Annotated in this window: 16 protein-coding genes and 2 tRNA genes; 10 read left to right on the top strand and 8 right to left on the bottom strand. The window is 29.6% G+C overall.

Features of this window, described 5'->3' with window-relative positions; genetic code table 4:
• Positions 1-29 precede the first annotated feature (29 nt).
• The 3 genes from FJR74_RS07960 to FJR74_RS02310 are packed head-to-tail and all read left to right on the top strand — an operon-like array spanning position 30 to position 5,670.
• Positions 30-401: a PTS glucose transporter subunit IIB gene (locus FJR74_RS07960; RefSeq protein ID WP_140914938.1), complete on the top strand. Its 372-nt coding sequence runs from the start codon at positions 30-32 to the stop codon at positions 399-401.
• The gene (locus FJR74_RS07955; protein ID WP_140914937.1) at positions 394-4,599 is read left to right on the top strand and encodes an AAA domain-containing protein; all 4,206 of its coding nucleotides are present in this window, start codon (positions 394-396) and stop codon (positions 4,597-4,599) included. The genes FJR74_RS07960 and FJR74_RS07955 overlap by 8 nt, the downstream gene beginning before the upstream one ends.
• 39 nt (positions 4,600-4,638) lie before the next feature.
• Positions 4,639-5,670 carry a hypothetical protein gene (locus tag FJR74_RS02310; RefSeq protein ID WP_140914936.1) on the top strand — a complete coding sequence of 344 codons (1,032 nt, stop codon included), beginning with the start codon at positions 4,639-4,641 and terminating at the stop codon, positions 5,668-5,670.
• Positions 5,671-5,806: 136 nt separating this feature from the next.
• Here FJR74_RS02310 and FJR74_RS02305 read toward each other — a convergent pair whose 3' ends face one another.
• Positions 5,807-6,598 carry a dimethylarginine dimethylaminohydrolase family protein gene (locus tag FJR74_RS02305; protein WP_140914935.1) on the bottom strand — a complete coding sequence of 264 codons (792 nt, stop codon included), beginning with the start codon at positions 6,596-6,598 and terminating at the stop codon, positions 5,807-5,809.
• A 188-nt stretch (positions 6,599-6,786) separates the two neighbouring features.
• Here FJR74_RS02305 and FJR74_RS02300 point away from each other — a divergent pair.
• Both FJR74_RS02300 and FJR74_RS07950 read left to right on the top strand, forming a co-directional pair.
• A tRNA-His gene (locus FJR74_RS02300) sits at positions 6,787-6,862 on the top strand.
• A 144-nt stretch (positions 6,863-7,006) separates the two neighbouring features.
• Positions 7,007-10,552, top strand: coding sequence for a hypothetical protein (locus FJR74_RS07950; protein ID WP_140914934.1), 3,546 nt, complete (start codon positions 7,007-7,009; stop codon positions 10,550-10,552).
• Positions 10,553-10,588: 36 nt separating this feature from the next.
• On the opposite strand, the gene FJR74_RS02290 is transcribed toward FJR74_RS07950, so the two are convergent.
• On the bottom strand, positions 10,589-11,170 hold the full coding sequence (locus FJR74_RS02290) for a thymidine kinase (RefSeq protein WP_140914933.1): 582 nt from the start codon (positions 11,168-11,170) through the stop codon (positions 10,589-10,591).
• Between the two features lie 119 nt (positions 11,171-11,289).
• Between FJR74_RS02290 and ychF the strand changes: the two genes are divergently transcribed.
• Together ychF and FJR74_RS02280 are read left to right on the top strand one after the other, a co-directional pair.
• A complete protein-coding gene (gene ychF / locus FJR74_RS02285; RefSeq protein ID WP_140914932.1) occupies positions 11,290-12,393 on the top strand; it encodes a redox-regulated ATPase YchF in 1,104 nt (367 codons plus the stop codon).
• A gap of 65 nt (positions 12,394-12,458) precedes the next feature.
• Positions 12,459-12,532: transfer RNA gene (locus FJR74_RS02280), tRNA-Trp, on the top strand.
• A 47-nt stretch (positions 12,533-12,579) separates the two neighbouring features.
• Here FJR74_RS02280 and FJR74_RS02275 read toward each other — a convergent pair.
• The 6 genes from FJR74_RS02275 to FJR74_RS02250 all read right to left on the bottom strand — a co-directional run bounded on the left by FJR74_RS02275 (position 12,580) and on the right by FJR74_RS02250 (position 19,348).
• Positions 12,580-13,110 (bottom strand): peroxiredoxin, encoded by a 531-nt coding sequence (locus FJR74_RS02275; protein WP_140914931.1) that lies wholly within the window; start codon positions 13,108-13,110, stop codon positions 12,580-12,582.
• Positions 13,111-13,133: 23 nt separating this feature from the next.
• Complete coding sequence (gene metK, locus FJR74_RS02270) at positions 13,134-14,273, bottom strand: methionine adenosyltransferase (RefSeq protein ID WP_140914930.1); 1,140 nt, start codon at positions 14,271-14,273, stop codon at positions 13,134-13,136.
• Between the two features lie 198 nt (positions 14,274-14,471).
• Positions 14,472-15,452: an aspartate--ammonia ligase gene (gene asnA, locus FJR74_RS02265; RefSeq protein ID WP_140914929.1), complete on the bottom strand. Its 981-nt coding sequence runs from the start codon at positions 15,450-15,452 to the stop codon at positions 14,472-14,474.
• A gap of 95 nt (positions 15,453-15,547) precedes the next feature.
• Positions 15,548-17,074 carry an ABC-2 transporter permease gene (locus tag FJR74_RS07945; protein WP_140914928.1) on the bottom strand — a complete coding sequence of 509 codons (1,527 nt, stop codon included), beginning with the start codon at positions 17,072-17,074 and terminating at the stop codon, positions 15,548-15,550.
• A gap of 9 nt (positions 17,075-17,083) precedes the next feature.
• Positions 17,084-17,941: an ABC transporter ATP-binding protein gene (locus FJR74_RS02255; protein ID WP_140914927.1), complete on the bottom strand. Its 858-nt coding sequence runs from the start codon at positions 17,939-17,941 to the stop codon at positions 17,084-17,086.
• A gap of 204 nt (positions 17,942-18,145) precedes the next feature.
• Positions 18,146-19,348, bottom strand: a complete 1,203-nt coding sequence (locus FJR74_RS02250) for a phosphoglycerate kinase (protein WP_140914926.1) — start codon at positions 19,346-19,348, stop codon at positions 18,146-18,148.
• A 96-nt stretch (positions 19,349-19,444) separates the two neighbouring features.
• Between FJR74_RS02250 and FJR74_RS07940 the strand changes: the two genes are divergently transcribed.
• The 3 genes from FJR74_RS07940 (at position 19,445) to tuf (ending at position 22,218) form a co-directional block, all read left to right on the top strand.
• Complete coding sequence (locus FJR74_RS07940; RefSeq protein ID WP_140914925.1) at positions 19,445-19,840, top strand: hypothetical protein; 396 nt, start codon at positions 19,445-19,447, stop codon at positions 19,838-19,840.
• Positions 19,841-19,854: 14 nt separating this feature from the next.
• Positions 19,855-20,433: a DNA integrity scanning protein DisA nucleotide-binding domain protein gene (locus tag FJR74_RS07935; protein ID WP_140914924.1), complete on the top strand. Its 579-nt coding sequence runs from the start codon at positions 19,855-19,857 to the stop codon at positions 20,431-20,433.
• Between the two features lie 591 nt (positions 20,434-21,024).
• Complete coding sequence (tuf, locus tag FJR74_RS02235) at positions 21,025-22,218, top strand: elongation factor Tu (RefSeq protein ID WP_140914923.1); 1,194 nt, start codon at positions 21,025-21,027, stop codon at positions 22,216-22,218.
• Positions 22,219-22,349 lie beyond the last annotated feature (131 nt).

Raw genomic sequence — 22,349 nt, 5'->3', positions numbered from 1 at the left:
CATTTTTCATTATTGAAAAGAGGGAATAAATGAATAGCAAACAAAAAGCTTTATATATATTTTTACTAATTATAACTTTTGGTTTAATTAGTATTTACTGACGCAAAAAATATCAAAAAAAACAAGTTCAATCACAATTAAGCATTGAGCAAAAATTATCGTTCGATTATGACAGTTTAATCACGGCATTAGGTGGAATTAAAAACATTAATAATGTTTCATCAACTCACAAAATCATCAAAGTATTTTTTGAAAATAGAAATGCAATCAAAATTGAAGATATTCAAAAACTAGACGGAATGAGCGGAATTACATTTCAATCAAATTCAATTTCAATCGTACTAGGGAATTCGGCTAAATATTTAGAAGAAAAAATTAAAAAGGACATTGACCATGAATAAACAAGATGCTAAATATCAAACATTAATGGCTAACTTATTAAATATCGATACATTTGATACTTCATTATACAGTGCTATCGACAATGAAAGATTTTTTGATGTTTATAAAAATTTTGGATCAGAAACTTTTGATAAGATATTCAAAAATTACAACATTAATTGTGTTCTAACTGAAATTGGCAATCAAGAAATTAGTGAAAAAGTTAAAGCCGCTAATTCAAAACAAGACATAATTAGCACATATAAAGAATACAATCGTCGGATTGAGGATAACATTTTTAAATTACTTTCGAGTGACTTAGAGAAAGCCAAAAAACTGCTTATCAGTCGTTTAGAAACTGAGTTTCAAAAATCAATAGTTAAATGAAAGAAAATTTTAAATAAAGCACAAAATATCAATATTGAAACAAATATTTGACCATTGCATATTGGGTTCTTTTTTATCTCAATCAAAACCGATAAAAAAACAATTTATGCCCCTTTATTTTTCAAAGAAGTAACATTAGAAATTAAAAACTCACTAGTTTATTTAAAATCCAATTCTGATGTTAGGGTAAATAGCAAATTAATTACTTTTTTAGGTCAAGAAGGATTCATGCTTAATGTTGATAATTTTGATTTTGCTAACTTATCAATTGAGCAAGTATTTAATTATTTTAAAAAAGAATGATCACCAATTTATAACATGCCTGAATCTTTAAAAACTAAGATTCCTAATTTAAGCCAAGATACAATCACAAATACTTCGATTGAATTTCATCCCGGTATGGTTTTAGGTTTTTACAATGTCTCTTCAGGTTATTTGTGAAACCAAATGAAGAAAATTATTGAAAACGATGAATTTGAAGATATATTAAATCCCGATTTTAATAAAAACTTATATCGTGAAAAAATTGACAAAGTTATTTTTGATAAGAAATTTAAATTATATAAAATTCAAAAAACAAACTTTTCACAAGATATGGCGACCATTTCAGCTCTATATCAAGATACAATAATTTGAGGTCCTCCGGGAACAGGAAAATCTCAAACCATTAGTAACTTGATAGCTAATATCATTGCTCGCGGTTTTACTGCTTTAGTTGTATCACAGAAAAAAGCTGCTTTGGATGTATTAAAAAAACGTTTAAAGAAATTATCGATTTTTTGTTTATTCGCTCTTAATGATAAAAACTTACGTGAAGAAACATTTTATAAACCTTTAAAAGATTTCATCTACTATGTGGAAAACTTCAAATTAAACAATACTGAAAATGGAATTCAAGTTTTTTCTAACGATGATAAACAATATGTTGACTTAGTTTCAAAGATTTCAAAACTTCCTAACTTAAATAATATTTTGAATTTCTATTCAGCTGTTGTTAATTCAAATTTCACTGAAACTACTTTCAATAATTTAAAACGCTTAGACCACAGCTTAAAATATGACTTATCAAAATCATTACTTGATAAAAAAGAAATTAAAAAATATTTATATGAAACTAACCGGGCTAAAAAACCTCATGCCTTTACAATTTATCCAGCCAATATAAGAGAGGCTGCAGAAATTATTGCTGAAGATAATACTTTATTTACTGTTGATATTGATAAAGCACTAAGATATATTGATTTAGTGGACTATGAATCAATTAAACAAATGCATGAAGATTATCAAAAGATTTTACAAGCTAAAACTATCGATGTTAATGATGATGCTACATTAACAAGAATGATTTTACAAAGTACCATTAATAAGATGTCAGATTTTACTGATGAACAAAAACGCCAGTATACAGCTTTTGCGATGGCTATTCGAACAGGACATCTAAAACCTTATAAATTCTTCCATAAACATAAGGAAATGATCAAGTTATTATTCCCTATTATTGTTACTACGCCAGAACTTGATTTATCAATGTGAGACAAAGAAGAGTTTGATTATGCAATCTTAGATGAATCAAGCCAAATTTTTATTGAAAAAGGTATTCCGATTTTATACTTAGCCAAACGTAAAGTTCTTGCTGGAGATAATCAACAAATGCAACCAACAAGATGATTTTCTGTTTCATATAGTTTTGATGAAGAAGATGATTTCGGAAACATTGAGTCATTGCTTGACTATGCCACAGCCCGTGGAGTCTATTCAATACTATTAGACAAAAACTATCGTTCAAAACAAGCTTCACTGATGACATTTAGTTCTAAACATTTTTATGATTCAAAATTAGATGTTATTGATGATTATGAACTTTCACTAAACAACGAAAAAGCCATTGAAGTTGTGCAAGTTGACGGTAACTGAGATAACAGTATGAACGAAGCCGAAGGCAAGGCGGTTATTGAACTAGCTAAAGAAAATCTAAAAAAATATGAAAAAATCATTATTTTAGTTTTCAATGCTAAACAACAAGATTATTTAATTAACTCAATTTTTGGTTTTGAGCCTGAATTAGAAGAAGCATTAAATAACGACAGACTTACTTTGAAAAACATTGAAAACATTCAGGGTGATGAGGCTGATTTAGTTATTATGTCAGTTGTATATGACAAAAAGACTTCGCTATATGGAACTTATGTAGCGCGTCAAGGTGGTAAAAATGCACTTAATGTTGCAATATCACGTGCAAGAGAAAAAGTTATCGTAGTTAAATCGATTTATGCTGATGATGTTGAAATTACTGAACGTTCAACTACTGACATGATTATTTTTAAAGAATGATTAAAATTCTTAGATTTGCCTTTAGAAGAACAAAAAAATTATTTAGATGGTGTTGAAGATTTTCTTGAAACAAAAACATTATCAATGCCAACATACAATGAATTTAAAAATGAAATATTTAAGGAATTGCAAGAATTTATTAGACCTTATAAGGACCTTAAATTATTGGCAAATTATTCTGTTGGAACAAAAAATATCGATATCGTTTTAGTTAACACTTTAACAAATAAATTAGTGCAAGGTTTCATTATTGATGGATATGATTACATTAATGACTATAAAAAGTATTTAAAATTCAAAGATAATATTAAATTCCTACAATCAAAAGCTTATCCTTTAATTATTATTAGCTTAATTCAATGGCCAGTTGATAAACCAAACATTTTAGCAACACTGCGCGAAAAAGCGGATTCAGAAGTATTGTCAAATGCTAATTTAAAAGTTAATCAACAAATTTTAAAAGCTTCTTTAGACAAAGCAAATACTGAAGAAAAAAATACTAATGACGATTTTTTAGTTGAAGAATTTGATGACGAATTAAATCCAATTGAATCAACCACTGAATTAATTATTGATGAAGATAGCAGCCCTGAAGTAAATACTATCGAAGAAATCGAAATTGAAGAACCTAAAAATTCAGAAATGAATGAATTCAATGAAGTTTCATTAGAAACACACGATATAAATGAAAATTTAGAAGACGATGATGTAGAAGATTTTGCAGTAGAAAACGGTATAGTTAGCGAAACATTGGCTAATGATATAGATGAACATGAATCATTATGCAACGCTGAACAATGTTCAGATCACGAAATGGACGATATTGAAGATGAACATCAAGCAAGTAATTATTTATCTGAAGTAGTTGAAATTGAACATGAAAGCCCACATATTGATAATGAAGATTCGATTAATGAACCAGAATTAGATTGCGATGAGCAAGAAGATAATGACAAAGAAATTGCCATTCCGCAAATAACAAGTGACCAAATCGAAATTAGTAATTATAACAATGATTTTTTAGCAAGCGATGTTGCGTCTGAAAGTTTGAACTTGAATCATGAATATTCACAAGTAGATGATTATGATGGCGTTTTGGATGATTTAGAAGAACAAAAAGAAAATGAAGCAGTTGATGAAGAGATTTTTAAAGAATATGCTAAAAAAGAATCGCAAGAAAATAAAGTAGATAAAGCTTTTGAAAATAAAGACAAAGCAAATCAATTAAAATATAATACACAAGAACAAGACTTGACCTCAAGCGATGAATTTGTTGACTTTGCCGGTTTATTTGATGATAGGGATCAAACAACAACACAAAGCAATTTAATATATAATGCTGAAACCGAAGAATTAGAAAACATATATAACGAAATTGATAAAAAAGAAAAAATCAAAAACAAACGTAGTGCAAAAGATATATTAAAAGATTTTGATATGTTATCAGATGATGAAAAAACTACTGAATTTGAGATTCATACTGATTTAGATAAGGAATAATTAATATTATTTTCATAACGTATTATAGAAAGGTCTAATATGGGATGACAAAGAAAAAATAATAATGATAAGTGAGATACCGAAGTTAGCAACGAAGTTACTGTTAGTGATGAATTAAGATTTAAAAAAACTGCTGAAAAGGTTAGCAAATCTAAAAAAACAAAGCGAATAGTTTTTTGATCTTTATCAGCTGTCGTAGTAGCTGGAGTTATTACCCTAGCAGTTGCTTTGCCAAAAAATTATGTATCTTTGAAACTCTGAAATAAAAACGCTGTCGCCTTTGTTGGGCCAGAAACCCCGGTTGAGAATTTAAATTGAAACAAAGGTAATAACATTAAGGTTGCGGGTGAACCATATAGCTTAATGCTAAAGCTATTAGAAAAACCAACTTTAGAAAATGAAATATTGGCATCTTTAAATATCCAAATTAACCCAAACTTTAAATCCGAATTAGTCAATCCAATGCTTGATTTAATCCAAAGAAACGCATTACACTTTGATGTTATTTTAACTAAAAAAGATGACCCTAATTCACAAATTATTGTGCGTAATTTTACTATTTATACGCAATCGGAATTGGGCTCGGAGCGTTACAATGAAGCAAGTATAAATAAGTTCAATGCAAATCATAAGATTGGTCCATTAGCTTCAGATAATTGGGAATTACATTACTTTACCCCAATTGAATTTAAACCAAGTTCAGATAATCCGAACATTGTTCCAAAAATGCAACAAATTATTGATTCCGTTAATAGTTTAGATCCAAGTATTTATAACTATATTGACAGAGGTTTAATATTATTAAATAAATCAAATACAAATCGTGATTATTTCTCATTATTTCGAGATGCTGATTTGCCTTTCTTTTTCCCTTTTGATGTAAACGGAAACCTTAATTTAATAAAAAATCCTGAAAGCGGGCATTATTCAGTTAATTTTAATGCAATGTTTTTTTCAGTAGCAAGTGAAAAAGTTACAGTAGGTAAAAACAAATATGAATATGGAATTTATACACCATATAAAACTAATAACTATAAGCTATCAGTAGTATTTAATCAACCCGAAAAATAAAAACCTATTAAATTATTAACGCCATGTTACACTCTATGTGTAATGGCGTTTTTATATAAAAAAAGCCAAGTGCTTTTTACACTTAGCTTTAAATGCAACAACATAAAAAATTATTTATGTAGCGATATCAAATTTATTAAAATCTTACTGATAAACAAGTTAGACCACCATCAATTTTTTTGTATTCTGATGAGTCAACTTCTAAGATTTTTTTGTAGCCAGGAAGACTTTCTAAAGCTTTTTTAACGGTAGGGTATCCGGCTGGCATAATAATGTTGTCATTGCAGTAAATTACATTAACACCATATTCTTCTTCTTTTGGAACTCTAATTAAATTAAATTGTTGAAATTCTGGAGTTTGTTCAAATTCTCCAGTAACTAATAAATTACCATTTTCAATGTAGGTTGTTCCGGTTTTTAAGTGTAAGAATTGCGTAACTGGAATTGCAATAACTTTTTTGCCTAATGGTTTTACAAATTCTTCAAATTGTTTGATAGCTTCTGCGTTTGTTCTATCGCTTAAACCAATATAGTATGTATCACCAACTGGCATAACATCACCACCATCCATGTATCCAGGAGCTTTGATGTATTTAATTTTTTCTTCTGGGAAGAATTTTTGGATTGTAGGTAACATTTCTGCTTTTTCGCCATTACGTGATTCAGCGCCTGGGTTAGTAATAATTGCTAATTCTCCAGGGATAATTATAACTGGATCTTCTACGAAGCAAGAATCTGGGTATCTTTCATCACTCGGTAAAACTTCAACTTCGATTCCTAAGCTTTTAATAGCTTTAATGTATTCATCGTGTTGTTTGACAGCGTTTTCGTAGTCTGGTTTTCCTAATTCAGGGCTGCCAGTAATACCGTCAATTAAAGCGTGACATGGGCGCTTAACAATAAAAGTCTTATAGATTGGTTTTTTCATTACATCCTCTTTCATTAAAATTTTTGGCATAATGCCATATTTTGATTATATTATTTTTTTAATAAAAAAACCCTTAAATTAAGGCATAAAAAAATAAATGTTTTGTTAATTTCAAAAAAAATTAAGACTTTTATTTTTTTATACGTATAGTCTAAAATTTTATGGTAAAATAATATAGCAAATAAATGGCGTTCGTGGCGAAGTGGCTAACGCATCGGGTTGTGGCTCCGAGATACGAGGGTTCGATCCCCTTCGAACGCCCCATTTTTTTTTTATTCTTTTTTTCAAAAATTAATAATCTATATTAAAATTTAAATGTGTTAGTAAGTATAAAAAAAATAAGGAAATTGAATATAACACGTTAAAAAATGGCCTTAGGGCTATTTTTTATTTTTCGAAGGGAAAAAAATGAATAAAAAGAGTATAATTTTTCGACTACTGTTAGCAGCCCCACTTTTAGCTGCATCGAGCACCTTAGCAATATCTTGTACTAAAAATGAAAATCAGCCAATTAAGGTAATTTATGTTGATAGTGCAACACAAAAAGAAGTAAAATCAGCAGACTTTTTAGCACAAATAAAAGATGGAAAAGTAAGCAACCAAATTCCAGCAATTCAAGGATATACTTTTGCAAATGATAACGACTTCAGTTATGAACCTAAAACAAATAGAGTTATAGTAAAAGTTGTTAAACAAACTCAGGTATCACCAACGCCTGATACACCTGCGCCAACGCCTGATGTTCCGTCTCATAATGACGATAACTCTAATAGCGGCGATACAAATAATCAAAATAAAGACCAAGAAACAAAAGCAGTTAATTTAAATTTAAATTATTTAGTTCAAAGTCCGAATAAAAATGTTAGCGTTTTAAAAACTACATTTTTAGCAAAGATTAAAAATTCAAAAGTAGTTAATACAAACGAATTACCTATTTTGGATGATTATGAAATTAAAAGTGATAATTCATATGACTATGATGAAAAAAATCATGCAGTAAATGTGTATTTAGCTCCTAAAGCGACAACAGCACTTAATAAATCTGATGATGTAGCTAATGCATATATGAAAAAAATGGAATTAGTAATTGATAAACCAGCATTAATTGCGGCGCTTAAACAACAAAATAATTACAATTTTAATTTCGACTATAAAAACAATAACATTACCATGTCGCCTCGTTCAAATAAGAATGAAAAAACTATAATTATAAATATTAATAATCCTGAAAATTATTTCCAAGTAGCGTCATCTACAAAGCCAACTTACCATAATCAAAAATATGGAAAAGATTTCCCATCAGGATTTATGGATATTATATTTAATGAAAAAACTAATCATTACTTCTTAAAATTCAAAATAGCCGAATTTAAGAGTTATAAAATTGGCGACATTTCAACTCTTTCTTACTATTTTGATTTAGGCAAAGATGATAGCCAAGACCAAGATTTAATTGCGTTCAATAATGTATCGTTTGATTACCCTAATAAAGCAGAAACATTATTAGCCGATGCGAACTTAGATAACATTATAAAAAATGTTCCAGAAGGATATGAATTAATCCAATTTGAACCTCTTAAAGTTGAAGCAAAAAATAATGTTTTAATTAAATACCGTATTAAAAATAAGCAAAGTAATGTTGAATCTAATTTAGGAACATTCATTATTAAACAATGAAAAGTGAATGCTGAAAATGAAAACAATCTTGGCGTATTAGAAGATGAAACCGAGGCCGCCATTAATAAAATAAGTGTTTTATATATGGACGAACAAGCTTATAATTCTTCAAGAAAAAATAATAAAAATGATTTATTGCCTCAATATTTCAAAGCTAAAAATTACGATAGTAAAAAATTCGTTTTAAATCTTTTAAACTTCAATCCTGAAACTGAACAAATTGAAGTTTCATTAATCAATAACAAAAATACTTCAGTTGTAAAGAATAAAACAATCAAAGTAAGTAATGAATATGCTAATGGTTTATATAACCCACATGCACACACAGACGCTGAAAATACGGAATATTTAAGTGAAAAATTAGATGCCGCAAAAATCTACCCAATGTATAGTGCAGACGCGGTAAACATGATTATGAACAATGGCGAAGCTATTGGGAACTCTGCTTATTATATTGATAACAAAGACCCAATTATGAAATATAGATTAAGTAATTTCTCAAATGTTAATGGCGAGCTAACAGTTACTGTAACTGCATCATTCGATCACTGAGATGGTAGCGGAAATATCACTAAAAGTAAAGCGATAAGCTTAAGCAATAAAGGTATTGATATTAAAAACAAACTTGATGCAAAAAATGGCATTCCATTCAAAGCCGATCATTTACCAGATAATACCCAAAAGATTTCGGCCCCAGGCAGAACACAAATTGCCATGGTAGTATATAACAATGTCTCAGAACCAGAAAATGCTATTCCGAGAACTTGAATGATGGTTCAAAAATCAACTTCATTCGAACCTACAAACTTAAGTGAAGTACCTGTTCCTCAAGGCTTTGAACTTGATAAAACAAACCCATATCGTTTTATTGCTGAAGAAGGAAAAGTATATGTAAATATTGTTAAACATGTTGAAGAAGACCCAAATAGAATAGTTGAAAAAAATCTTAAAATTGATTTAGTATATGATGGTATTCCTAAAAAATCAATGCATTTCACAGTTAAAATCCAAAATAATAATATCATCAATGCTGAAGACATTGAAATGCCATTGGGCTATATTTTAGCAAGCAATAATAATTACTCTTACACAGATAATTCCGTTGAAAAATTAACATTTGAATTAGTAAAAGAGCCTAAGGCTAATATAACTGTCAAATATGTTGAAAACACAGAAGAGAAAAATGAAGTAGCCCAAAAACAATTTAAAGCGACATTTAAAAATGAAGAAAAAACTAATATTTCTAATTTAAAAGATTTATTTAAGAAAAATGTATATGGTTATACATATGCACAAGATAATTCAATAAATAAATATGAATATGATGCAGCACAAAGTGTTTTAACTATCTATCTAAATAAAAATGCTGAAGCAAGCAATGAAAAACACACAATTTCTTTAACTTTTAAAGGGCCAAATGGTTATAAAATAACTAAAAAATTCGATGCTTTAATTCAAGATAAACACATCGTAAATAAAGATGAAATCGCTTATCCTGAAGGCTATATGGCAACAAGTGATAATACCTTTGAAGTTGACATAGTAGATCAAACAGCGTTAATTTCAGTTGAACCTAAATTTGCCGGAACAACTAAATCAATGACAGTTATTTACAGTGTAATTGGTGAAGGAAATACTCCAAGTAATAGTAGCTTAGAAGCTCATTTTGATACAGAAAACACCATTTCAAACTTAAATGAAATCGCTATTCCAGAAGGCTTTGAATTAGCTAATGAAAACCCATATGTAATTAATAAGAAAAATTACAATATTACTGTTTCGATTAAGCAAAAACAATCTGCAGAAGTTATAGAAAAAAGCGTTATTGTTAAATTCATGTTAAATGGTGGTCAACAAAGTTCTAAGAGTATGACTTTAAAAATTCAAAACAATAAAATATTAAATAAAGAATTAATTACTGCGCCTGAAGGCTATGTATTAGCTGAAAATAATGAATACACAGTTATTGATGAAGCTGGAGCAACCGTTAAGGTAAACATTAAAAGACCAACAGCCAGTCCTTCAACTCCTAATACTGAAAATAACACTAATGAAAGTATAGTAGAACAAGATGTCAAAGTAAAATATCTTTACAAATATGCGCCCCTAAAAGACCAACCCGAAATCACAAAAAGACTAAAAGTAGACACAGCAAACAAAAAAATACTTAATCCAGAATTAATTGAAGCACCTCAAGGTTATACAATCCAAAAAGGTAATTCTTTTAAATGAGATAAATTTTTAAACACTGTATCGGTTAATTTGGATAAAGCTTAATATAATAAAAATAAAGACTAGAGCAATCTAGTCTTTTTAATCATTAACTTTTTTCATTTTTTCGCCGTGAACATGACACTTACGGCAACGCGCTTCATATTCGTGATAGTTACCTAACAAATTCGTTTTATTTGATGCGACTTTTCTAAAACTTGTCGAAGCGGCGTGTTGGCAAACAACACAAATGGCTTGCAATTTTGTAACTCTTTCTGCAATCGCCATTAATTCTGGCATTGGCCCAAATGGTTGTCTTAAGTAGTCTTGGTCAAGACCAGCGATAATTACTAAATAGCCTAGATTAGCCAAATCGTCCGCTACTAATACTAAATCATGCCCAAAAAAGTGTGCTTCATCGATTACAACTGCTTTGTATGAGTCTTGTTTTAATAAGTCATATATATCTTTAATGTTATCTAATATATGAGTCTTATGACTAATACCTGAACGACTTACGATTTCCTCGGCCGAAAAACGTGTGTCAAATTTAGGCTTGATTACTAATGGTTTTAATTTGGCATATTCTAATGTTCTTAAACGTCTTAATAACTCTTCACTTTTTCCACTAAACATAGGGCCGGTGATTACTTCAATCATGCCCTCATTAAATATTTTGTACATCTCATTTTCCTTTCTTGACTTTATTATTTTATCTAAAAGTTATTTCAATTAATTAAAAAAATATTATTTATAATTATTAAATATTAATTGCACATAAACATGCAGAAATGGAGTAAATTATGGGACTAAAAGCAGGAATCGTCGGATTACCTAACGTTGGTAAAAGTACTTTGTTTTCCGCTCTAACATTAAATGAAGCAGAATCAGCAAATTACGCTTTTACAACAATTGAACCTAACGTGGCAGTAGTTAATTTAAAAGACGAACGTTTAGATAAATTGGCACAAATTGTTAAAACTAAAAAAATTGTACCAGCAACTTTCCAATTTGTTGATATTGCTGGATTAGTAGAAGGGGCATCAAAAGGTGAAGGACTAGGAAATAAATTCTTGGCTAATATTCGTGAAGTGGATGCAATTGTTCATGTTGTACGTTGTTTTGAAAATAACGATATCATGCACGTTAAAAATAAAATTGATCCAATTGCTGATTTAAACGTTATTAATTTAGAATTAATTTTGGCTGATTTACAAACAATTGAGAACGTAATTAACCGTATTGGCAAAAAAGCCCAAAACACAAATGATAAAGAACTTAAATTTGAATATGCCACTGTTTTAAAAATTCGTGAAGCATTACAACAAGAATTGATGGTTAAAAACTTAAATTTAAGTGACGAAGAAAAAAATGTTATTAAATCTTATCAATTATTGACTGCCAAACCAACAATTTATGTAGCAAATTTAGATACAAATAATTTTAAAAATCTAAACCAAGCAACACACTATCAAATTTTAAAAGGCCACCTAGAAGCATTGAATGAAATTATTATTCCAATTTGTGTAAAAATTGAATATGAAGTTTCACAATTTGATGATGAAGAAAAAGCAATGTTTTTAGCTGAATATAATATTCAAGAATCGGGTATTAATACAATTATTAAAAAGAGCTTTTATTTATTAAACCAATCAACATATTTTACTGCGGGAGAAATCGAAGCAAGAGCGTGAGTTTTCACAAATGGTATGAACGCCGCCGAATGTGCTGGCATTATTCACACAGACTTTGAAAAGAAATTTGTTAAAGCTGAAGTTATTAAATATGATGACTATATTCAATATCAGGGCGAAAAAGGTTGCCGTGAAGCTGGAAAAATTAATCTAGAAGGCCGCAACTACATTATGCAAGATGGCGATGTGTGCTACTTCAAGGTCGCAAAATAATTAAATAAGGAAGTGAGTTTAATGCTCACTTTTTTAATTATTAGTTTATAATTAATGTTAGTTTTAGGGGATTAGTTTAGTGGTAGAACTGAGGACTCCAAACCCTCATGTGCGGGTTCGATTCCTGCATCCCCTGCCATATCAAAAATGACATAAAAAAACCGGCCAAATTACTGGCCTGGTTTTTTATCTTCCGATTTCTTTCATTGTGCAAGCTGAATTATTGTCATTTGCATACTTAGCGGCTTTAGCTTTTCTTAAATCTTCTTTAACATCTCTTCCGATTTTAACATCATGAATTTCGTAAGCTTTGATAATGCCTTCTGGACTGATGATAAATGTGCCACGATAAGCTAACCCATTTTCAGGATTATAAATTCCTAAACTGCTTGAAATTTTAGTGTTTTTATCGTCTAGAAAAGTCAATTTAATAGCTTGATTTGTTTCGTTTTGATTAACTCATGCTGAATGAGAGTATACGGTATCGCAAGATGCTGCGAATACTTGAATATTTTCTTTTTTAATTTCAGGCAAAATTTTATTTAAATCTAAAATTTCGCTATTGCAAACTGAAGTAAAGTCAGCTGGATAAAAGAATAAGATTGTTCAAATATTTTCATTATTTTTAATATCGTTTTGAGTAACGGTAAAAATACCTTTATCCTTTTGAAAAGCTTTAGTTTCAAAATCAATAATCATTTTGTTAATTAAACTCATAATAATCTCCCGTTATCATTGTTTTATTTAATATTGAAATATTTTTTAATTTCATTCACTTTATCAAGTTTTTCTCATGATAAATCTAAGTCATTTCTTCCGAAGTGACCAAATGTTGCAGTTTGTAAATAAACTGGTTTTTGTAAATCTAATGTTTTGATAATACCTTCAACACTTAAATCAAATAAATCATAAATAGCTTGTGAAATTTTTTCATCGCTAAATTTTGAAGTATTGAATGTATCTACATAAATTGATTGAGGTCTTGGCAATCCAATAGCGTATGAAAGTTGAATTTCTAAACGTTTTGCCACACCGGCAGCAACAAGATTTTTAGTAATATAACGTGCCATATACGCAGCAGAACGATCAATTTTTGTAGCATCTTTACCACTGAATGCTCCACCACCATGATGAGCAAATCCGCCGTATGTATCAACGATAATTTTACGTCCGGTTAATCCTGTATCTCCAACTGGACCACCAATTACGAATCTACCAGTCGGGTTAATTAATATTTCATAATCTGAGTTTAGGTTATGTTTTTTCATGACATAGTTAATAATATTTTCTTTGACAAAATTTTTAAATTTGCTTTCGTCAAAATTTTCATCATGTTGAATTGACATTAATACTTTTTTAACTAATACTTGGTTAGTTTCATCATCATATTCAACAGTTACTTGTGATTTCATATCACTTTTAGCATATGGGAATTTGTGTTCACGTCTTAATTTTTCAGCGCTTTTAACAAGTTCGTGTGATAACACAATTGGTCATGGCATGAAATATTCATTTTCATCGGTTGCATAACCAAATAAAATGCCTTGGTCTCCGGCACCTAATTCATGGTCTTCTTTTTTATCAACACCCATAGCTATATCAGGACTTTGAGGATAAATGCCATTAATGATATTAAAATCATTTTCGTTGTACCCTAATGGTTTTAGTACTTTTCAAGCCTCTTTAATAGTATCAACATAAGCTTTCGTAGTAATTTGGCCACCAATATAAATAATATTGTTATTGGCTAATACGTCACAAGCAACTCTGGCTTGTGGATCGTGTTTTAATAATCCGTCTAAAACAGCATCACTAATTTGATCACAAATTTTATCTGGATGACCTGCTCCGACGCTTTCTGATGTAAGTAATTTTTTCATAAAATAAAAACCTTTCTTACATAGAGAAGGTTTTTTTAAAATAACAAGATATACATGTTAGATAAATCCCTCACTATCCACCTTGCTTTTTAAGTAGGTTGGCATGCCTCAAAGCTGTTAAGCTAAGCAACTCTCTATGTATTTTTATAAATATGTAGATATTATAAATTAAAAAACTGCCTTTTGACAATTTTTTTATTATAAAATTGTAATTTCTTTTTGAAATGCATCATCAAGATTTTTTTCATCTCAGACGCTAACTTGAACTTCCCCAATATGTTTCTTTTCTAATAAGAACATTGCAATCCGGCTTTGACCTAGTCCACCACCAATAGTAAATGGCAACTCTTTATTAATTAAACGTTTGTGATATGGACTAATTAAAGAAATTTCTTCAGCCGATAAATTATATTGCTTTTGAATTGAATTTTTATTAACTCTAATTCCCATACTACTAATTTCTAATGCTTGATCGTTAACTTTATCATATACAACCATGTCACCATTTAATTCTCAATCATCATAATCCTTGGCACGTTTTGAATGTGGTTTTCCATCCGGCAAATCATAACCGATTCCGTATACAAATATTGCCCCATATTTTTTAACGGCTTCATATTCTCTTTGTTCAGGTGTAAGTTTGGGATATTGATTATATAAATCTAAACTGTTAATGAATTCAATGTTTCTGGGTAATTTTTTAGATAAATTTGGATATATCTTATTGATTCTGTTTTCAGTTGCTTTTAGTGTACTATAAATTTTTTTAACAATGCGTTTTAAAAATTTTAGATTTCTATCACTTTCATGAATTACTAATTCTCAATCTCATTGATCAACATAAAATGAGTGATTTTTATCTAAATCTTCTTCTCTTCTGATTGCATTCATGTCAGTATATAACCCTTCATAAACATCGAAGTTATAACGGGCTAAGGCATCACGCTTCCATTTGGCAAGCGAGTGAACGACTTCTAAATTTTCATTAATACCTTTGGCTTTAAATACAACAGGACCTTCACCATTTAACCCATCATTTAAACCTGATTTTGAACGAACAAATAAGGGAGCGCTAACTCTCACCAAATTTAATTTTCTTCTTAAATTATGCGAGAAATAATCTTTTAATTTTTCGATTGCATATTGAGTTTCTTTTAAATTTAATTTTTTGCTTTTCATATGTTTAAAATTTTACAAAAAAACAGCAATTATTTATAAAAGAAAAATGCATAAACATAGTTATGCATCTTAAATTAATTTATTTTATATATCTATTATCTTGTGCTTCATTTGAATGAGCTTTGCGATAAACAAATTAAAGAACAAATTCAAATTCAAGGAATAATTAAATTTAAAATATTTTCAGTTGTTGAACCAACTTGTGTTAGTGAATTTTCATTTATTGAACCATTATTTATTGAAATAAATGAATTATTATATTCATTAAGGATCGGATTATTTTTGATATCGGTGAAAATATTGTTAATCGTATCGTTATCAATTTGACCAGATTTTAAAATTTCATTATATTGATTGCTATTAGTTAAGGCAGAAATTAAATCAATGTTATTTTGAATGGTTGCAGCCCCGCCTTGGGCAGCTTTTTTTAATTCGATAATTTCATTAATAGCATTGTTTGCAGTTAATGTTAAAACATCTTCATATTTTTTAATAATAGGGCTGTATGTACTCAAACTATTGACTGAATGATAAATTTCATTTGTGTTGAAAATGCTATAGGGCTTGTAATTTATGGCAACGTCAATATTTGGAGATAAAGATATCATTTTTAAAATTATTAAATCTTTTAGAGCGGGTTTAATTTGTAGTGTTGCTATTGGACCAAATGTTTTTCCAATGTAATAATTGCTTTCTGGGTTAATCAAGTTGTAATTTTTAATTACTGTTTGTAAAAAGTCTTGGTAATTTTGAATGCTATATAATGCATTTTCGGCATTGCCATTTAGATCTAAAGCTCCGAAGTTAATCATAAAATTATTTAAATCATAAATTTTTGATATTTCTCCCGTGCCTTGGAATGCCATCGTGTTTTGGGTTATAGCGGATTTAAAAGGTGTTATATAAGATAAATATCACATCGCTTCAACATTGGCGATTTGTGCAAGAGGAAGTACTTGTCCGGTTAAAAACATTGAAATTATTAATAGTGATGAACCAATGGCTTGAATCATTAAAACTGATTTTGATATTGAAACGATAAATAAACCGACCGAAATTGAAACTAATGTTAAAATAATAAAACTATAAATATATCCTAATCAGTCAATGTTTTTAAACATTTGTTTTATAGAAATACTGCGTGTTTTAATTTGTTCGCCCAAGAAATTAAATTCATATAGTATTCTTCCTTCATTGAAATATTTCGGTCCGAAAATCATTAAAGCAAATAGGGCTGTTCATATTCCAGATAAAATCATAATAAAGAAATAATAGATTGCAGTATATGCTAAAAAAGTTAATGGCTTAATTTGAGTTGCGCCGATTCTTTTTAATAGCGTTGATTTTTTGAATTCAAAAATGGCAGTGGGCAACGAAACACAAGCAATGGCAACTGGGCCAATTGTAATAGACGCACCCATAACAATTTCATATCCAAAAATTATTCCTAACATTAAAACGAAAACAATCGGATATCCAAAAGCAAAAAACGGCCCAACGAAAGCTTTTCAAAAATGTAAATTAATTAAAGATAAAACGCCATTAAAGGTTGAAGATGGATTAGTACGTTTCTTTAAATATTTTGAACGTAAATTTACTATTTGTTTATTTTTATTACGCATTTTATTTCCTTAAATATATTTGTCTAAGCAAACGGAGATGCTTCCAAATTCTTCTTTTGTTTCTTCGATCGTTTTATCAAATACAACTTTGCCTTTGTTTAATATTACAATTCTGTCTGCTAAGTTTTCGATTTCTTTAATATCGTGTGAAATAATCAATAATGTACTTTGATTAGCCTTAATAAAAGATTTTAAAAACTGCACTAAACGTGATTTTACTTTGATGTCTAGACCGGTGCTTAATTCATCAAGTATTACTAACTGAGGTTTATGAATTATGGCAAGCAATGCATTTAATCTTTGGTGTTGTCCTCCGCTTAATGAAGCTGCTTTATTGTATAGAAATTCATTAACGCCGAAAATTTTAATTAAGTCGCTTAATTCGGATGGTTCCATTTTGTTGCCATAAATTTTATTCATTGACACAATAACATCTTTTACTGTCAACCCCTGTGGATAAGATGAATCTTGAAACTGAATACCAATTTTGGCCGAATCAATATCTTTTTCATTGTTGTTGCCTTTGAAAAAGTACTCAATTTTTCCCTTAGTTGGTTTTTGAATTCCTACAATCATTTCAACTGTTGTTGTTTTACCGGCTCCATTTGAACCTAGCAAAGCTATATTTTGATTCCGATAAATTGTTAAATTTAAATCATCAACCGCCCTAAACTTTTTGCGCCTGATTTTGAATTCTTTTATCACATTTTTAATATCGATAATTTTTTCTAATGGATATTCACGTTGTTCAATACGCGGATTGTTTTTTATTTCTTTATCGTGCTCCTCTAAAATCGTCAGGAAATTTTTAATTACTAAGCTGCTTTCGCTACTTACTGTGTTATTTTCACTTATATTTTTTTTCATCGGTTTCCTTTATTTAATTTATAGCTACAAAAAAGCTATTTTATTTATATATTCATCTCAATTAATTAGTTTCTATATATAAATTTTAATATATAAAATTATTTATAGCTTGGGATTTAATTAAAAATATGCTTAAAATAAATAAAAAATATAATAAAACCCAAAACAACGTTTTGGGTTACTTTTTAATTATAAGGTTAATAATTATTTATTTTCAATAATATCAATACCTGGTAATACATTGCCTTGAACAAATTCTATTGAGGCACCACCACCGGTTGAAATAAATGTAAATTTATCTTCGTATCCTAATTTTTCAACTGCAGTAACCGAATCTCCTCCACCAACTACTGAATATGATTCAGGGTTATTTGCAATCGCGATTGCAATCCCTTTAGTTCCGTTGGCAAAGTTATTAAATTCACTTACTCCGGCTGGACCATTTCAGAAAATAGTTTTTGCATTGGCAATTTCTTTGGCAAACAATTCAATACTTTTTGGACCAATGTCAAGACCTTGATATCCATCAGGAATATCTTGATGTTCTGGTGTTGTGAATAATGGAGTTTTATCAGCAAATTCATCAGTATAAGCATTGTCAACTGGTAAAACAATTTTATGTTTATATTGTTCCAAGTATTTTTTAGCTAATTCAACTTTATCTTCTTCGAATAAAGATTCACCAATTTTGAATCCTAAAGCAACTTTGAATGTGTATGCCATACCACCGACGATTAATACTTTGTCAGCAATTTCAAATAGTTTTTCTAACACTTTAATTTTATCGCTAACTTTAGCTCCACCAATAATGGCAACGAATGGTCTTTCGAAGCCTTCAAGTAATTTATCTAAGTGTTTAATTTCATCAGTAATTAAAAATCCTAATGCACTTTCTTTGCTAAATTTTGCAATTCCATAGGTTGAAGCGTGTGCTCTATGTGCAGCTCCAAAAGCGTCGTTTACATACACATCACCCAATGAAGCTCAGAATTTTGATAATTCTTCATCGCAACCTGATTCAGCTTTATTGTTTAAATCTTCAAAACGGGTGTTTTCTAACGTTAAAATTTCGCCTGGTTTTAGATTTTGTGCAGCTTCGGTTACTTCTTTTCCCCGTGTATTAGCAACAAATTTTACTTCCTTATTGATTAATGATGCAAGTTTTTCGGCTACTGGTTTTAATGATTTGGTTTTTTTATCATCTTCTGTTTTTACTCTGCCTAAATGAGATAGCAAAATAACAGAAGCGCCATTGTCAAGTAAGTATTGAATAGTAGGTATTGCAGCTTTAATTCTATTCGCATTGACTACTTCAATTTTCTCCCCTTTAGATAATGGAACGTTAAAATCAACTCTTAAAACTACTTTTTTGCCTTTTAATTCAAGGTCTTGAATAGTTTTTTTCATATTTCTCCTTTAACTTTACTATAATAATCAATTATAACTAAAAAAAGCTAAAAAACAAATTTGATATAATTATATAAATTATAGAAATGAGGCGCCATGGCACAAAAACAAAAAGATACGAGAGACTTATCATACGATCCAGAATTAGAAAAAACAAATACGATAATTAATGATTTCAATGTTTTCAAAAATGGTTCAAAATTTTATAAAGATTATTCAGAATTAGAAATGTTCGAATTTTTCCAAGAAATTCGTTGAATGAAGGCAATGGATGAAAAGTGTGCTCCAATTAAAGAAGAAGCACATGAAAGACAAAATAAAATCAGAATTAAATATGAAAACTATATTGAGTATGACAAATGATCAGATTCACCAATGGCTCAAAAAACTCGTCCATTATCTAAGCTAGCAAGATTTTTAATTATTGCGGCATTTGTTGTTGTTATTATTGCAATGTTGCTAATTATTATTGGATTAAATAAATGATGATAAAAAGAGGTTAAAATATGCAAACAGTTTTATATATCGTTTTAGCTTTTGTTATCTTAATTACTTTAATTCTTGCAATTAACTACGCAACTAGTTGAATTAAAACTTTAAACAAAAACAAAACTGCTAAAAAATCATTAGGTCAATCAACTAAGATTAGAATTATTTATCAATTAAAAGAAGCGATCGAAAATTTATCAAGACACAAAACCGGGGCAATCATTACAATCGAAGGTAAGGATAATCTAGATTTATTAAGAACTGATGGCGTTATTATTGATGCTAATATCTCATCGTCTTTAATTATTTCGATTTTCAATAAACATTCACCATTACATGATGGAGCAATTATTATTAGAAATAATAAAATTTACTACGCGGCAACGTATTATAAAATTACTAAAAAATCGATTGATAATCGCTACGGAGCTCGTCATAGAGCAGCGATGGGAATTAGTGAAATTTGTGATGCAACCACGATTGTAGTTAGCGAAGAAAATGGTGGGGTAACCATCGCTAAGAATGGAACATTTACGCCGATTTTACTAGATAATTTACAAGAAACTTTAGTTAATATTTTTAAGGATGTTGATTAAAACAAAAATAAAAAATAAAAAATTTTTGAAAAACTTTTAAAAAAGGTATAAAATTATATACGCAAAACGCCAAAATAATAATCTAACGCTTTGCACGCGATTCTTCGCGATTAATGAAGTTGTTATCAAAAAAAATATAATTACTTATATAATAACCCTTTTATTACATCCCTTATTTCCTTAAATTTTTTGTAGAACATTAGTTCACTCTTAGATAATGCATAACATTATTTAATATATTGATAACAGCTAAAATTTATTTAATTAAAATTAAAAAATTAATTCCTTTCAGAATTAAAAACAATTTAAAGTAAGACGCAAGTCTTGCTTTTTTATTATTTTGCTTTATTTGCTAATCTTTCTTTATTTTTTAAAATAAAAAAACCGGTTTTTTTAGAAAAAATGTATTAAAAAGTGACTAATTAATTAAAATTAATTTATTAAAAAATATTTTTTTTGCTAAAATTACAAATGCTATGAATATGCGCGAATTGGACAGGACATAGATGAAAGGCTATGCTTAGGAAGGTTAAACGCGTTTAATCAAAAGATTATATCTAAAAAAATATACAAAAACGAAAGGATTTTAATATGGCAAAATTAGATTTTGACCGTTCAAAACCACACGTAAATATCGGTACAATCGGTCACGTTGACCACGGTAAAACTACTTTAACTGCTGCTATTGCTACAGTTTTATCTAAAAAAGGTTTATCAGAAGCTAGAGACTATGCTTCTATCGATAACGCACCAGAAGAAAAAGCACGTGGAATTACCATTAACACATCACACATCGAATATCAAACAGAAAATCGTCACTATGCTCACGTTGACTGTCCAGGTCACGCTGACTACGTTAAAAACATGATTACCGGTGCTGCACAAATGGATGGAGCTATCTTAGTTGTTGCTGCAACAGATGGTCCTATGCCACAAACTCGTGAACACATTCTTTTAGCTAAACAAGTTGGTGTTCCTAAGATCGTTGTTTTCTTAAACAAAGTTGATATGTTTAAAGACGATGAAAGAGAAGAAATGATCGGTCTAGTTGAAATGGACGTTCGTGGATTACTTTCAGAATACGGTTTTGATGGAGACAACGCACCAGTTATCGCTGGTTCAGCTCGTGAAGCTCTATTAGGAAACCCAGTTTACGAAGAAAACATTATGCAATTAATGGATGCAGTTGATGCATACATCGACGAACCAAAACGTGAAACTGACAAACCATTCTTAATGGCAGTTGAAGACGTTTTCACAATTACAGGACGTGGAACTGTTGCAACAGGTAGAGTTGAACGTGGTGTTCTAACACTAAACGAAGAAGTTGAAATCGTTGGTCTAAAACCAACCAAAAAAACAGTTGTTACTGGAATCGAAATGTTCAGAAAGAACTTAAAAGAAGCTCAAGCTGGAGATAACGCTGGTTTATTACTACGTGGTATCGACAGAGATGACGTTGAACGTGGTCAAGTTTTAGCAAAACCTAAAACAATCGTTCCTCACACAGAATTTGAAGCTACAGTTTACGTTCTTAAAAAAGAAGAAGGTGGACGTCACACTCCATTCTTCCAAAACTACAAACCTCAATTCTACTTCCGTACAACCGACGTTACCGGTGGAATTAAATTCCAACCAGGACGTGAAATGGTTATGCCAGGGGACAACGTTGAATTAACAGTTACCCTAATTGCACCTATCGCTGTTGAAGAAGGAACAAAATTCTCAATCCGTGAAGGTGGTAGAACTGTTGGTGCTGGATCAGTTACAAAAATTATTAAATAGTTTTTATATTTGATTCATCGCAAATAAGGGAGCATCGCAAGATGCTTCTTTTTCTTTTAAAAAATAATTTAATATAAAAAACCACGTTTATTGGCGATTTTAAATTTTTCGCTTAATAAACGTGGTTTATA

Source organism: Metamycoplasma neophronis, from assembly GCF_006491995.1.
Lineage (GTDB): Bacteria > Bacillota_I > Bacilli_A > Mycoplasmatales > Metamycoplasmataceae > Metamycoplasma > Metamycoplasma neophronis.
The sequence above is the reverse complement of the archived record's forward strand: the minus strand, read 5'-3'. Positions and strand labels throughout refer to the sequence as shown.